General features: G+C 43.5%; 11 protein-coding genes. 3 read left to right on the forward strand and 8 right to left on the reverse strand.

The features are described 5' to 3' along the window. The 5 genes from EO130_RS02800 to EO130_RS02820 all read right to left on the reverse strand — a co-directional run. The coding region (locus EO130_RS02800) for a PKD domain-containing protein (RefSeq protein WP_127140015.1) at positions 1–784 on the reverse strand (784 nt) is incomplete at its 3' end. Positions 785–829: 45 nt separating this feature from the next. Then, positions 830–1,663, reverse strand: a complete 834-nt coding sequence (locus tag EO130_RS02805; protein WP_127140016.1) for a glycoside hydrolase family 16 protein — start codon at positions 1,661–1,663, stop codon at positions 830–832. An 18-nt stretch (positions 1,664–1,681) separates the two neighbouring features. After that, positions 1,682–3,130, reverse strand: a complete 1,449-nt coding sequence (locus EO130_RS02810) for a carbohydrate-binding protein (protein ID WP_241244286.1) — start codon at positions 3,128–3,130, stop codon at positions 1,682–1,684. Beyond that, on the reverse strand, positions 3,105–6,290 hold the full coding sequence (locus EO130_RS02815; RefSeq protein ID WP_127140017.1) for a glycoside hydrolase family 2 TIM barrel-domain containing protein: 3,186 nt from the start codon (positions 6,288–6,290) through the stop codon (positions 3,105–3,107). The genes EO130_RS02810 and EO130_RS02815 overlap by 26 nt, the downstream gene beginning before the upstream one ends. Positions 6,291–6,607: 317 nt before the next feature. Further along, complete coding sequence (locus EO130_RS02820; RefSeq protein WP_127140018.1) at positions 6,608–9,409, reverse strand: triple tyrosine motif-containing protein; 2,802 nt, start codon at positions 9,407–9,409, stop codon at positions 6,608–6,610. Positions 9,410–9,649: 240 nt separating this feature from the next. On the opposite strand from EO130_RS02820, the gene EO130_RS02825 reads away from it, so the two are divergent. Both EO130_RS02825 and EO130_RS02830 read left to right on the forward strand, forming a co-directional pair. Next, on the forward strand, positions 9,650–10,795 hold the full coding sequence (locus EO130_RS02825) for a helix-turn-helix domain-containing protein (protein WP_127140019.1): 1,146 nt from the start codon (positions 9,650–9,652) through the stop codon (positions 10,793–10,795). 38 nt (positions 10,796–10,833) lie between these two features. Next, on the forward strand, positions 10,834–12,234 hold the full coding sequence (locus tag EO130_RS02830; RefSeq protein WP_241244287.1) for a S41 family peptidase: 1,401 nt from the start codon (positions 10,834–10,836) through the stop codon (positions 12,232–12,234). A gap of 41 nt (positions 12,235–12,275) precedes the next feature. Here EO130_RS02830 and EO130_RS02835 read toward each other — a convergent pair whose 3' ends face one another. Further along, positions 12,276–13,040 (reverse strand): 3-keto-disaccharide hydrolase, encoded by a 765-nt coding sequence (locus tag EO130_RS02835; protein ID WP_127140020.1) that lies wholly within the window; start codon positions 13,038–13,040, stop codon positions 12,276–12,278. Positions 13,041–13,200: 160 nt separating this feature from the next. Here EO130_RS02835 and trxA point away from each other — a divergent pair, with 160 nt between their 5' ends. Further along, complete coding sequence (gene trxA / locus EO130_RS02840) at positions 13,201–13,500, forward strand: thioredoxin (protein WP_127140021.1); 300 nt, start codon at positions 13,201–13,203, stop codon at positions 13,498–13,500. A 2-nt stretch (positions 13,501–13,502) separates the two neighbouring features. Here trxA and EO130_RS02845 read toward each other — a convergent pair whose 3' ends face one another. Continuing rightward, positions 13,503–14,363, reverse strand: coding sequence for a universal stress protein (locus EO130_RS02845; RefSeq protein WP_127140022.1), 861 nt, complete (start codon positions 14,361–14,363; stop codon positions 13,503–13,505). Positions 14,364–14,367: 4 nt separating this feature from the next. Further along, entirely contained in the window at positions 14,368–15,213 is an 846-nt protein-coding gene (locus tag EO130_RS02850; RefSeq protein WP_127140023.1) for a universal stress protein, read from the reverse strand. Between the last annotated feature and the right edge of the window lie 87 nt (positions 15,214–15,300).

A 15,300-nucleotide genomic window follows, 5' to 3' on the forward strand; every position in this document is an offset into this window, starting at 1 on the left:
CGCTTCCGTCACCGCCCTCCACTAGCGATACATTGTCTATCACCACAACTCCTTCGGCTGCGCCCATGTCGAATAAGACCCGACTGTTGTCTCCTCCAAAATCGGTTGCTGCCAATTGCAGCTCAAAGGTTTGGATTTCCGTTGTCAAATTTATTTCCACACTGGTATTGGTAAATGGGGCCTCATTCAATCCAATCCCAGCCAATAGGGTCCGTTCCCTATCCGATGACGCATCGAATTTTAAAATGTAGTTCGTACCTTGGGTAATGGCAACAACCTGGCTCAAGTTAACATCAAAAGGATTCCCAGCAGCCCCTATATTAGCGAAGTTGAAACTGTTGCCCCCTTCTTCCTGTACGTTCGCCGCATTTCCAATCCAAGGCTCTACACCAGCCTCAAAGTCTCCATTGGTGAGCAAACCACTATCGAAACCGTTTCCGCTCTCCCCTTCATCATCCGGTATAGAAATTGTGATATTTGCGGTTGCCGTATCCGAATTACCAGCTGTGTTGGAGGCTGTCAACACTACAGTGTACTCACCATTTTCATAGGTCTGTACAGGATTCTTTGCCGTTGAAGTATTTCCATTTCCAAAATCCCAGGAATACGAAGTGGCATTCTGGGAGGTGTTTGTAAAACTGACAGCACCTGTGGTCTGGTCAACGGATTGGGTGAAGCTTGCCACAACTTCTGGCAATACTTCATCATCATCGCTACATCCAAGAAAAAAAGATAGTAAAGCCAACATGGAAATTAATTTCCCTTTTTTTAAAAATGATTTCATAGTTAAATGTTTAATTAGTTAATTTTCTGTTTATAAAGCAATTACTCAATTATATACGCGTACATAGTCTACCAGCATCGTCTGTGGAAACTGGGTTTCAATATTGGGTGGCCCCACGAAATTTCCTCCTACCGCTACGTTCATCAATAGAAAAAATGGCTTGTTAAAAACCCATTCCCCTGTAACATCTTCTGGCGTGATTTGGTTATAGAGCACATTGTCCACATAGAAGTTGATGGCATTTGGAGACCATTCGATACCAAAAATGTGATACCCCGTATCGAACCTGTCGTTACGCAGTTCATATTCCTTTGAAATGGCATTACCTGCAGAATAGCCAGGGCCGTGCACACTACCCACCAAAATGGTAGGATTCTGCCCCCTGTATTCCATAATATCTATTTCCCCGGCACCAGGCCAAGGGTTCTCATCAATATCGGCGCCCAACATCCAAAAGGCGGGCCAAATCCCTTGACCTGTTGGCAATTGTATTCTGGCTTCAAAACGCCCATAGGCTTGTTCAAATCGGTTTTTGGTCAACAATCGGGCGGACGTATAGCCCGCACCCTGGAAGGATTCCTGACGGGCCGTAATTTTTAAATTGCCGTTTTCGATGACCACATTTGTAGGACGATCTGTGTAGTACTGCAATTCTTGGTTTCCCCAACCGTCACCATTAGGTCCCCGTCCTATGTCAAAGCCCCATACGTCTGGATTTGGGGCGCCGTCGGTATCGAATTCCTCGGAAAGTACCACATTGGTCAGTGTGGTTACCGTCTGGGTTTCGTCCACATCACACCCGATAAATGAGCTGATAAAAAGGCCCATAAAAACTTGGTACAAAGTATTTTTCACAATCTTTCTTTTTCTGTTAAGCATTTGAAGTTTTTTTTCGTATTACCTGTAATAATAGATGTTGTCAACAAAAATGTCTGAAATGGTGCTGTCCGATACAAAGAACAATAGACCAATTTGTGAGCGATCGCCCAAGCCTGTAAAGTCGGCCAATGGGATATCAAAGCTGACCCATTCGTCTTGCCTTAGATCGGAAGCGGCTAGGGTCACCGAACCGGAAGTTTCGCCATTGCCTACGGAGTTCAACAATTGGATTCTTATAAAATCTCCCGGGTCAATGGCTTCATTGACCTTTATATCGACATGTAAGGTGGTCATGGCCGAAGCATTGATAGGTGACACGTTCAGGAAAGTACCAATGCCCACAAAGTTGAGTTGGGTATAGTTGATAATCCTATCGCCATTGAAGTCCAGCGGCGGTGAGCCACCTTGGGTAGTTTGACCGTCAGGAGTGAAAAAACCATTGAAGTAATCTACCGCAACGTTGGGATACGCATCGCTAAAAACCGAGATGACATCTACAGAAGCTCGTGCTGGCGGGGTAGGGGCGAACTCAAAGGCACTTTCAACATTCAGCTCCAAGGAACCTTCCGCAGCGTTGTTTGCCAAGGAGGCGGTAATCGTTGTTCGACCAAGACCCGTAACCGAAATATTTCCAAACTCATTGACTTGGGCAACCCCATTATTTGATGATGAAAAGTCAAAGTACGACGGTGCGGCAATCACAGTAATATTTTCCCCGGATTCCAAGTTCACGGTCTGGGTAAGGCCAGTCAATGATTGACCAATGTTTACAAAGCCGGGCTGTAGCACATCCGCACCGTTTAGGATTGCCGGCCTAGGTTGGCCCAAGGTTCCGGTCTTTTCAAATTTTATTTCATCAAACCACAAGGTATAACCGCCTTCGTCAAATTCGTTTTCGGCACCTTCGGCTAGCCAAAACAATCCTGTTTGATTAAAAAGTTTGGAGGGATCTGGTATGGGTATGGTGTATTTTTCCCATCGGGTACTTATTTGTAAATTCTGGGTAGTCACTTGGAATTTATTTCCTGTTTCCCCCTCAATACCAAATCCAATTTCGTTTATATCTGCCGCTTGGGATGCCTTGGCGTAAAAGGTGAGGGCATCAAAACTTGATAAATCCCTTTTTACTGTTGTATTGAATGTGGCGCCCACAAAACCCACACCAAAAGGGGGCACATCAAAACGTATGGAGGCATTGCCCGCAAAAAATTCCTTGGTATCCACACTGAATGCTTCGGGATCCGCACCCCCATCCACAAATGGAAAATAATCCAGACCTGCCGAGAAGGTATCGATGAAAACGTCGCCATTCTGCGGAAACGATGCAAATTCCACGTCTTCTGAAAAGTTCCGTTCACATCCCAACAGCAAGGTCAGAACAATGGCGGAAAACAAGGTAGTTGTAGTACTGATATATCTGTTGTTTTTCATCATTCCGTTGTTATTTACCAATATTGATATGTACATAAGTCATGATTTCCCATTCCGATCCGTTGGGGAATCCTACAGGGCTAATGATCGGTTGGTTCGAAAATTCTTCGGCGGCATTGGGCGCATATCTCGGTGAAAATTCGTTCAACGAGCGCCAAATTCCCCTAATGCCCACTTGGGTACTGGGTAGGATGAACCAGTCCGGTTTGCCCAAGGTCGTGGAGACATCCAACATCAATTGAAGGGGGAACGTCAAGTTAAAATCACGGTGGTAATCAAATGGCCCCCAATCGTTCACCTTTACGTGGGTAGAAAGTTTATAATTCTTATAAATGGCCCTGATATCCCCACCAAATCGTTTGATAAGGCGTTGGCTATCACCGTTTCCCTGACCATTGCCGTAGTAGAAGTTACCAATAAAACCGAGGTCCGGTCCTATTTTTGACACCATGCGGGAATGTACTTCCCAAAGGTCCTCGGCAGGAGCCGAGTTGGGGAAGGCAAAAAACTGTCTGTTGGCCAGGAAGCCAATGTGGGCGTCCATAGTGGTTGGCAAGTGCCTGTAGACAAAACCGAGGTTCATTGCAAAAGGGGCGTCCTCCGCACGGTCATTGTCCCATTCATACATCCAAGTACCAGGCGTTGGATCAAAGGATATCAATAGTTCACTCCCGATGGTCTCCCTGTTGGCGCGTACCGAGAAAGGATCGTCGATGATATTCCGTAAACGGCCCGGTCCTTGAACGTCATTGGGCATAGCCGCTACCAATGGCTTTTGGATCATAAAATTAGGGGCAATCTGAAATTTGCCCGAAGCAATGGTAAAGCCGGTCAAAAGACTCGTAACGTTACCACTCCCTGTATCGCGTAGTTTCCATCCGGTAAATGTCAATGTCTGGTCCGCCCCGCCATTGGCAATGAGCCCCATGGCGGAAGCTTGACCGTACCAATTGAATTTACCGCCTTGGTAGGTGATCTTGACTTTTCCGCCCCAGTTGTCGCTTGCCTGTATCCGGTCTTCAAAAACGATGTAATTGCCCGTTTCACCACGCACATCCTGGAACGTTAGGCCGTTCAAAGGGCTCCCAGACCAAATGCCGCCCAGTTCCACACCAAATTTTCCAAATTCTCGCTCTATGGCGATTGCCGCGCGTTCTGTGGGCCATGGGGGTATCACACCACTGCGTACTTGGTTGAGGTCCAATATCCGGCGACCGTTTTCATCCAGCTCCACATTGGTCTCAAAATCACGATGATAGATGCCCGTAACGTTGAATTTACCAACATGCTTCCGGTATTTGAACAACATGGTGGGATTGGCACCCCACCACAATTGCGGCCCTACGGCGACCTTTAAGCCCTTTAGGGGGCCTTTGCCATCGATTTCGGCACCCAAGATTTCCCCATTATAAATATCGAGGTTGGGGCCGTAGTTCGCTTCAGGATAAAACCCGAAGAAATCGCCTTCATAGCCCCAATGATAATGCCCGGTCCTGTAAAATCCACGTAAATCGAATTCCTTGGCGTTCCATTCAAATTCGGCCTGATATACCCGTACCCTGTTTACATCCGAGACCACTACATCACCGCGATTGGTACTGACCTCTATAGGCCGCGAATTGTTTTCGTAGAAGATTTCGTTGATGGGATTTTGGGCGACGTTACCCACTACGTTCAGATTCACCTCTGCCCGCATATTTGGTGCCGGGTTGCCTTCAACGCCTACAAAATAGGATTGCATGTGGTCGAAACCCAGTTGATTTGGGAAGGTATTTGGGTCGTCCGGGTCTGGATTGTCTGGTGTTGTAATCAGACTCCCGCCCGTACTAAAAGTAGAGAATCTAGCCTGTAAGTTACTTATCCGCAATAAATTGCTTTGTTCCGAATTCAGTGCCGCCTTATCTCCCCTCGCCTTAAGTACGGCATCCATAAGAACGATATTGTCAAAATAGTTTTCCAGAAAGTTCAAATCCATACCGGGTTCATACGGATTCAATTTATGGGCCTCCTGCAACGCATAATAAGCCGCCCTGGGATATAGGTCATAAAGTCCACGTGAGTTCGTTTGACCTTTTGCGCAGATACCAAACCATTCTTCGTTCATATTGTTGGCATCCTCTTCAGCTAAATCAAGAGAGTACCCACCATTTGACCATGAGGCATTATTGTCGTGGACATCAGCGTTCTTACGATCGTCAAAACCAAACTTCCACCAGCCATCACTGAACTGAAAAGTAAACCCACCTATAGAGTTGCCCGCTTTCCCTAGACCTGCGGCGTTGGCATAGATTTCTTCCCAATTGCCCACCATATAATAGGCTTGAGATAACTGATCTTCTTTATTCTCTACCGCGTTGTATGCATCCGCGCCAAACTCGGTAAACATAATAGGCTTGTTCAATTTCTCCTTGACCACTTGAAACATGTCTCCAAAAGAAACGCCACGGTAGACATTGGTGCCATAAATATCAACATCCGGACACTCCTCGGCAATAATATCTATGAAAAGGACATCGCCATTACAAATCGCAACGGGATGATTTCCATCGATGGTCTTCATTTTTTTCGTAACTTCGTTCATAAGACGATACATGGGTCTACCACGTTTTTCACCAATGAACTGCTTTTCTTGTTCATCATCCGGGAAATCCTCCGTTTCCGCACCTTGCCAAAAAAGTCCATAGTTGTTTTCGTTGCCCAATAAGTACATTAATAGCCCAGGAGTGTCTTTGTATTCTTCTACGAGCTGGGTCAATTCTCGGGTCAATAATGCCTGGGTTTTGGCATCGTCGTAAATGGTTACGGGTGTCCAAACACCATCTATGGTCAATCCATACCTGCCAAAGGAGTGATTGAGCATGGTATAAATGCCATACTCCTCATAGATATATTTGATCCATCTGGCGGGAACCCCCGTATACTGTCGTATCGCATTGACCCCCATATTTCTTAATAGGGACATCTCCATATCTAATCCTTCTTTTATGATGTCGTCTGACTTTTCCCAAAATCGTGCATTTACCGTATTTGTGCCAATGGGAATATAATCCCAGTTCATACCATTAATCATGAAGTCTTCTCCGTTCACGACTAATTTTATTCCTGCCTCATTACTTTCTACCGTTACCTTATCTGTTTGGGCATTTGCCACAAAGACAAAGCACAAAAGGAACAGTGCGTACAGCCAGTTTTTCATAGTATTGTTTAGTTTAAATTAGCCTCGCATCAAAACATACCACATCACCGAAATCCTTATTGTTCAGGTTTACTACTATGATTCGTTTACGGTTTGTTCTATTTGCAAATTTTAAACTTAACTTAACGATTTGTGAATTCCTTAAAAACTTCCTCAACAAAAAATATACACTTCAAAATAAAGTGTCAATAATTAACAAATCTTGATTTAATCCGCTAAAACATTGGCTTAATCAAAGTATATTAAATCGACAGAGAAGGAGTGTTGTGTATAAATGTAGAGGTAATGTTGAGGTGTGAAACCAGTTTCGTATAGGGCTATAGTTTTAAAATGTAGTCTACAAGATTATCTTCATGAGAAAGATTCATTTTTTTACGAAGTCGATACCGTTTGATTTCCACACTCCTGACCGAAATATTGAAAAGTGGAGCTATCTCTTTAGAGGATAAATTCAGACGTAGGTAGGCACATAATCGAACATCGTTGGGAGACAGGTTTGGATGTGCCTTTTTGAGCTTTTTCAAGAACTTACGGTCGGCATTATTGAATGCTTCCTTGAAGAGTTCCCAATCATCGTTCTGCTTAATATTCTTATCAATGACCTTTATGATGGACCTTATGGAACTCGTATCATCGACACTGGACAATAGTTGATCTTTTACCTTGGACAATAGTTCATTCTTTCGGATAATGCTCAAGGTCGATGCTGCGAGCTCATTGCTCTTGCTCCTAAACTCCTCCTGTAACTGCTCATTCTTTATTTTGATGATTTCCTTCTCATTCTGCGCCTTGGCCAACTCCATTTCCCTTTTGCTTCTTTCAATCAGCTTTTCTTGCCGTTTATGATAATGGCGTCTGTAGGCTTGATGAATCAACAAAGAACCTAGGATGAAGACCAGCACATACAGCACTAGTGCCAAGTTGGAGATGTACCATGGCCTGGCTATGGTAAATGTATAGGATGCAACGTTGCTCGAAACTTTGTCCCCGATTCTGGCCCTAACACGGAATGTATAGTCGCCATGGGGCAAATTTTCAAAAGTTGTTGAATAGGCTTCGGACCAATTGCTCCAATTGTCGTAAATACCATCCAATTGATACTGATATTGGGGTTTGAACAATTTATAATACTCGGGCGTTAAAAAAGAAAAGCGAACATGATCATCGGTACTCTTAAATTCAGCGTTCGAATCCGTTTCCACCAAATCCCAAAGTTGACTCTGCTTATCGGACTTTTCCACCTTACCGATCTGAACACGAAAATCTGCATTCTTAAACCCGTTGACGTCCAGAGTGATATAACCGGAAGTGGTTCCTAAAAGGTATTTCCCTTCCTCACCTAGATCCGCAATGTTTTCATAGCCAACGATGCCATCCCTCATATCTTCCGTTAATGGAATGGGCTTGATCAATAAGGTATCTGCCAAAGAGCCTTCCGAAAGCAAACTGATATTGGAATTGGTAAAGATCCATAGATTCTCTTCATTTTGATCCAATACCATTTTCCCTGAAACATACTCCTCTCGGTCATATATGCTACTCAGCAAACTGTCCTTTACAAACGAATCCGATTCTGGTTGATATTTGTAAACCCCTTCCCGATACGCATAGAACACATTGTTTCGATACTTTATGATACCCGATTCCGAACCCTTGATCAAGGTATCCATGGAAATTTTGTTGACCTGATGGAACGTATTGTCCACATCCAGTTTAAATATGCCCTTATACTCATGGTTCACAAAAACTTTGTTTCCCAATGTTTCAAAGTAGCGTGAAGAATTTCCAAAACCATCTATTTTGTTTCGGAGCTTCCAATTGCCTTCGGTCTTTTCCAGAACATAAAGCCCATCATAATTGCCTTGTAACAACAAATCCTGTTGCATGGGCAAAGGACTTATTTTCCACGCACCTTCCACATCGGTAATTCTTTTGGCATTGCTTCCTTCCACAACGTAGGTCCCTGAATGATGGCAACAGAACAGGGTACCATCAATTTCTTGGAGCGACCAAACCTGGCCTTGGGTCCCTTCGATTAACATAAAATCGGAGTTGTTGCCCAACCCTTTATGGAAAAGGCCTTGATTGGTTCCCAGATACAGGATACCATCCTTCACTACCGCGGCATAAATACTCCCTACCACCCCTTTGTTATCCCGGTATACCTTTATCGGCGATTTTAGGTTCACATAACTTATTCCATTATCAAGCCCTAACCATATATTACTGTCCCTATCCTCCATTAAGGAGAGAATGGTATTGTTGCGCAAGCCCTTGATCTGATCGATATGGTCGAGCAGGGACTTATCTTCATCTAAAAGAACAAGGCCATTGGAAATGGTGCCGAGCGCGAATTTCCCATCTCTCAACCTGATACCACTATACACTGTGATCTTTTTGGGCAAGGCATCCAAGCCGGTAGTTAGCTTTGCTAGCGTACCATCACTGTCGCTAAAAAAGCCGTTATGCTTGGTGAGCATATATAAGGTATCATTTTCCTGAAATATATTGATGATTTCATCTGTCAACACCACTTCATCGTCATACACGAGTTTCGACTTGCCATTGTCGATTTTGAAGACTCCCTTACCGTTTTCCTGAAAATAAATCTCATTGGAGACCTTGAACATCCGAAACAAGGTATCCTCCGTGTCAATACTGTTGATGGATTCCGTTTGAACATTGTAGATATAAATGCGTTTTAGAGACTGGAACACAATCCAATCTTCCAAATTTAGAATGCCCCAAAACTCTTCATCCTCCAACAAATCTTCTTGCATATCTGCGGATAAGGAGGTATAGCGCAGCATTCCCAGTCCATCTGGCTCCCAATACCCAAACTCCATGTAGCAGCCCGTATAAATCCTATCGCCCACTACCTTTACCGAACGCATGATAGATTCGTTCGGTGATGGGAACAAAGTCCAATCGGCTCCATTGAAGCGCAAAAGACCTTTGTTATTGGCCATATATACCACCTTATCTTCGCCTTGCGAAAGGGCCCAGTTTTGATTTTCAGCCTGATAATCCGAAGGAGTATAGTTTTGAATTGGTGGTAACTCTTGACTCCAAAGCCAGTGCGAAAAGAACAAAAGCAAACAAAGTGTGTACCTCATCATAATTTCATAGCGTTAAGGTGCCTTAAGATACTATCTTTTATCAACATCTCAGCGAATAGCCAGTAGAATGCAACAGGGGTGGCGTTTGTCCATATAAATTTGATTTATCTTCCAATATGGGTGAACACCATAGAATTAATGCCATCGCCGCAGTTAGAAGGAGGGCGCGGTAATACAATCCCTCGTTTTGATAAAAGTCCTAAAATGCATCACTAGGAAATTGACTAAATTCGCATTGCCATGAGCTCGCCAAGCCCTATTTTAACAACCATTATCTTCGTTTTTGCCCTTCAGGCAATTGTTTTGGGCGTTTTGCTATTGACCAAACGTCCACGGAAACAGTCCAACATATTCCTATCACTTCTGATATTCTTTTTTGCGCTGATGGCACTCAATATTGCGGTGGTCAACGTTTTATGGAGCCGCGACATGATGGATATCTTCCGGTATGTACAATTGGAACTCTTATTTGGTATTGGCCCTGCGTTGTATTTCTATACCAAAAGTGTTACCGATAAGGCATTCACCTTTTCAAAAAAGGACGCCCTCCATTTTGTTCCAGTCGCATTGGAGTTTATTTTTTACAGAACGGCATTTTACCATTTGGGTGCGGACGGGCTCTACCAAACACCGGCTCATCCATACACCAAAATTTACCTTGTGGAACAGTGGCTGGGCAGCTTATCGATAGTCATCTACGCTATCATTTCGTTAAGGTTGCTATTCCGGTACCAATCGTGGTTAAAACAGCACTATTCCAATCTGGAAAACAAATCGCTAAGATGGCTACAACTTCCCATTATTATCTATGCTTTGTTTTGGATTGGTTGGAACTTCTTTGGTGAGGTTGACAAGTACTTTTTTGACAAATCCCTGAAGGAGTATTTCATCCTTCCCACTTTTGTGGGGTTGGCAGCAGTCACCTGCTGGATTGGTTTTAAAGGCTATCTAAAAACGCAAACAGAAACCTCTGGTTATGCTTCCCAAAAACCAAAACCCAGTTCGGATGACCCAAATCCAGAATTAGCAAAGAAACTTACTGCATTGATGGACAAGGAAAGACCATATTTGAACCCAGAACTGGACCTCAACAGGTTGGCAGAACTATTGGAGGCGAATCCAAAACAGGTATCGTACACCATTAACCGAAGCTTCTCCAAGAATTTTTATGAATACGTGAACAGCTATCGCATTGAAGCCTTTAAACAATCGGTCACCAAACCGGAAAACAAAAAATTGACCCTGCTCGGTCTTGCGTTTGAATGCGGATTTAACTCCAAGTCCACATTTAATGATGTCTTCAAAAAAGCAACGGGAAAAACCCCAAGTCAATACGCCAAGCAGCTCAAAAACAAGTCCGAAAAGAAGCAGTCGGTCGTTTCGTAGCGGATGCAACCCTAGTTTTGCGGAAAATTTTGAATTTGATGAAAGCTATTATCAACCCCAGAATCCTTCTGTTCCAAATTTGCTTGGTGACCCATTTATCCTGCACCATGCTTCGTGCCCAAGACCATTTCACCAAAAATGAAGTTTTGGAGGATATGGCGTTTCTCTGGAAATCTTTGGAAGAAGCACATTTTGATCTATATGCCTATACACCCAAGGAGGAGTTTGAAAAGAATTACAACCGTGTCAAAAACACCATTTCAAAAGACAGTTTAAGTCTATTGGAGGCCACTTCCATCTTTCAAAAAGTAATCTCAAAGGCTGACAATGGCCATACTGAAATAGGGTTCCCTGGAAAATCCTATGGAAGCTATGCCTATAGCGGTGGCACACTTTTCCCACTGGAAATTGCTCTTGAAAATGGGAAGGCGTTGGTCCGAAAAAATTGGTCGGGCAACCATATCCCCACCGGAGCTGAAATCTTGAGCATCAATCATATTCCCATTTCAGAAATCCTAGCTGAAATGTACACGTTGATTTCCGCTGAACGCCCTTATTTTAAAAATGCGAAAATAGAACTGTACTCGTTCCCCAGGCTCTATTGGCAGCTATACGGCAGGCAAGATAATTTTGAAATCAAATTTAAGTCCAATGACATTACAAAAACCCAAACGGTTGCTGCAGTTGGTTTGATTGAGGGTTACGAAATGAAACGAACCGAATTGTTCAACCGGGAAAGGTCGCTTCAATTTATAGGAGAATCGGCATACCTCGTCACAGGTGATTTTAGTGGTGATGAAACAAAGTTCAAAAGGTTTATGGATTCCTCTTTTGCACAAATAAAGGACCGAAAGAGCAAAAACCTCATCGTTGATTTAAGAAATAACGGCGGAGGTCACAATGCCTTCAGTGATTACCTGGTTTCGTATTTTGCGGACACTACATTTCGATGGAATTCGAGCTACCAACTGAAAACCAGTAAATTTTTAAAGGAACACGCCAGGCAACATTACGACACCACCAGTGCGTTTTGGAAAGAAGCACTATCGCATGAAAACGGAGAAATTTACAACTACGATTTTGGGGATTATCAACCACAACCGCCATCCAAGCGATTTTCTGGCAAAGTCTATGTTTTGGTCAACAGACAGTCGCATTCACAAGCCACGGTTACTGCAGCACAAATACAGGATTATGGCTTCGGGACCATTGTTGGGGAAGAAACTGGGGAATATGCTTCCCTTTACGCCTCTATGTTCGAATTTAAATTACCTCACACACAAATCCCGGTAAGTGTTTCCAAAGGAAAAATGGTTCGGGTAAGTGGAAGCACCAAAGAAGAAGGTGTTGTTCCAGATATCTACATCAAGGATCATTTGTTGGATGACAAAGATGAGATTTTGGAGGGCTTACTTGAAAAGATCAGCGAATCCGATTAGATGTACTTCATCCATCGGATTTTTTTCAGTGAATGACGGCACTACAATTCCCGGATTTTGATATTCCGAAACCAAGTTTCAAAGTACCAATATTGCAACGCTATTTGCCCGGAAGTGGTTTTTCCGAACTCAGGATATTTGGAAAAATGGGACGCAGCTACCTTATCCTTCCACTCAGGTGACGTCAGGTCCTCTTCTGCCGTAAGCTCACCGTTGAGATAGAACTCGATTTTACCATCCTTTTGTTTGATGGTCGTCTTGTTCCAATCTCCTTGTTTCACCTCAACTTTATGCTGTTGTGGCAGAAAAACGTAAAGGCACCCTGGCCTTTTTTCGGACACATCGTAGTCCATATGGTCAGCTCCCAAGATTTGATACTCCGGACCGCTTTGCCATGCCGTAGGAACATGGGGCAGTTCCTGAACGTTGATAAATATGCCACTATTTCCGTTGCCGATTACCTTCCATTCGAGGGACAACTCATAATTTTCGTATGTCTTATCGGTAACCAAGTCGCCGGCCGTCAAAGATTCATCATTGGGGTTGCTATGCAGGGTGCCGTCCACCACTTCCCAAACCGACTGGGCACCAGCTTCGTTGTACAAATGCCAACCGTTCATGGTTTCCCCATCAAATAACAATTCCCAACCCGCTTCTTGCTCCACCTCCAATAATTGGTTGTGAACCGCATTTTCTATTGCGGCTTTTTTAGTACGCCACGTCTCGGAAACCTCGTTTTTCTTTTCATTTTTACAGGATACCAATAGAAAAAGCGTTAGTAGGCATCCAGTAATCATCTTATGCATGTGCAGTCAGTTTTGTTTAGTTGTGCAGCGACTAAAGATAGAAAAAGAATCGGACCCTGCACTACCCTCTGTCCTCAAGCCAATTAAAGCCAAAGGTGACCTAGGTCACTTTGGAAAAATACCAGTGTTTGTAAATTGCAGGCACTAATTTTTGAAAACGATGAAAGGAAATTTTACAGCTTTGATCAACAGCGACCAGTTAACGCTTATCGATTTTTCGGCGGAGTGGTGCGGACCTTGTAAAATGTTGGCTCCCATTTTAAAGCAAGTCAAGGACGAGATGGGCGAAGATTTAAAAATTGTAAAAATAGATGTGGACAAAAACCAAAATCTGGCAAATACCTATCAAGTAAGGGGTGTCCCTACCTTGATCTTCTTTAAAAATGGAAAGCAGCTTTGGAGGAAATCGGGCGTACTTCAAAAAGGGGAACTCGTACAATTGGCCAAGTCCCTCCTGTAAACTCATTCAAACAGATGGACCACCATAAAAGGTACCCTGGTATTGAAGGCTACTTTTTTGATTACGGGTTCGCGGGTCAACTTCTTAAAGAATGAATGGTCTTGGTGGATCATTACCAACATATCGATGGTGCCATCCTGCTGCACCAGCTTTTGAATAGTATTGGTGACCGAAGTCTCCTTTTCCACTTCCACAAACTCGTGGTCTATGGTCGCTACCTTTTTTTGCAACGCCTCCTTGGATGCCCTTTGAGCATCGGTCATATCTTCAGGGTTGCCTACGTAAACGATGCGCAATTTGGCTTTAAAGTTGACCGGAAGGTTCAATAAAGGTTGTAGTTCGTAATTCTCAAAAAGGTGCTCATAACCAGTGGCCAGCATTAGTGAGTCCAATTCACCATCGGTCTGATAGTCTTCCGGAACTGCAATAATGGGACAAAAATCGATTTCTTGAATCACCTCGTAGGTATTGCTGCCCATAAACACTTCTTTAAGACCTGACACCCCTTTGGTTCCCATAATGACATAATCAACCTCTTCCTTGTAGACCGTTTTTCCAATGGCATTCACCAGAGTAGCCTGCTCAGATCGGGGAATAAAATTATGATTGGGATTTTTGTCCAATGCGTTGATTTTTTCCATCTCCCGTTTCAAATCCCGCTCCGATTGTTCTTTCATCAAGTTGTATAATCGGGTATCATTGTACCTGGCCATTTTTGTGGATAAACCGGAAGCACCCACCTGAAATGAATTCAAGATAAAGAAATCACAAGGGTCGTCCTTGAAAACTGCCAAGGCATACACAATGGCGTTCCAAGAATTTTTGGAAAAATCTGTTGGCAATATGATTCGTTTCTTTTTCATGGGTTCATCTTTTTATGTTTTGCATTACCATAAATGGTATCTTAATCTTGAGCCCCAGCAGATCTACCGTGGACCTGTACAACATGTCCTCAAAAAAGGAATGCCTGGAATTCATCATCACCAACATGCCTACCTCCTTTTGTTGGATATGCTCCAGAATGACTTCAGCCTTATTTTTCACAGGAGTAGTTTCAAAGCTTAGATAGGGTTTGGTCAGCGTGCCCTCCAAAAACAGCTTGTTATCTTCCTGCCTTGGACTGAGTTCTTCAAAATCAGTGATATACAAACAATGTATCTTGGACTTAAACTTGCCGGCCAAATCGCCCAACAATTTCAATTCCCTTCGTTTGTAGGGCAACATATAGTCTGTGGGGAAAAGGATCGCCTTGGGCTGCCGGTACTCAAAATTTTCGGGTATGGCCAACACTGGGCATTTTACATATTTGAAAATCTCAATGGTATAGCTTCCGAAGGTGGTTTTGTGGTCGCTGGTTTCCCCTTTGGTCCCCATGATGATCAAATCGATGTTCATCTCGTCCACAAAATCATTTACCGCGTCCACTAGATTATCCATACGGGCCACGGTCTCAAAATTATGCAAAGGGTTTGGTGGCTCGCCCAGTACGGTATCCACCAAGTTGTCCAATTTTTTTTGGGTTTCCTCCCGTTTTAACTCCTTCATTTTTTCGAGCTCCTCTTTCGGAGTAGTTTTATAGTGACCATAGACTTCCTCTCCATAGGCATGGAGCACAAAAAAACAGGCGCGCTCACATTTGTATAACTGTTGTGCATACTCAAGGGCGTGCAAGGCGTTTTTTGAAAAATCGGTAGGAATCAATATCGTTTTCATCACAATGCGGTTTTGTCAAATATACTGGGCGGCTAGTCGATACAAAATGATTTTGGTCAACCCGTGAAAAGTAAAAAGTTAACATTC

Origin of the sequence: Flagellimonas marinaquae (genome assembly GCF_003992675.1) — a bacterium.
GTDB lineage: Bacteria > Bacteroidota > Bacteroidia > Flavobacteriales > Flavobacteriaceae > Flagellimonas > Flagellimonas marinaquae.

Coding starts and splice junctions, on each gene's coding strand:
- EO130_RS02845 (WP_127140022.1), bottom strand. CDS start 14,363: ATGAAAAAGAAACGAATCATATTGCCAACAGATTTTTCCAAAAATTCT.
- EO130_RS02830 (WP_241244287.1), top strand. CDS start 10,834: ATGAAAGCTATTATCAACCCCAGAATCCTTCTGTTCCAAATTTGCTTG.
- EO130_RS02835 (WP_127140020.1), bottom strand. CDS start 13,040: ATGCATAAGATGATTACTGGATGCCTACTAACGCTTTTTCTATTGGTA.
- EO130_RS02825 (WP_127140019.1), top strand. CDS start 9,650: ATGAGCTCGCCAAGCCCTATTTTAACAACCATTATCTTCGTTTTTGCC.
- EO130_RS02810 (WP_241244286.1), bottom strand. CDS start 3,130: ATGTACATATCAATATTGGTAAATAACAACGGAATGATGAAAAACAAC.
- EO130_RS02805 (WP_127140016.1), bottom strand. CDS start 1,663: ATGCTTAACAGAAAAAGAAAGATTGTGAAAAATACTTTGTACCAAGTT.
- EO130_RS02815 (WP_127140017.1), bottom strand. CDS start 6,290: ATGAAAAACTGGCTGTACGCACTGTTCCTTTTGTGCTTTGTCTTTGTG.
- trxA (WP_127140021.1), top strand. CDS start 13,201: ATGAAAGGAAATTTTACAGCTTTGATCAACAGCGACCAGTTAACGCTT.
- EO130_RS02820 (WP_127140018.1), bottom strand. CDS start 9,409: ATGATGAGGTACACACTTTGTTTGCTTTTGTTCTTTTCGCACTGGCTT.
- EO130_RS02850 (WP_127140023.1), bottom strand. CDS start 15,213: ATGAAAACGATATTGATTCCTACCGATTTTTCAAAAAACGCCTTGCAC.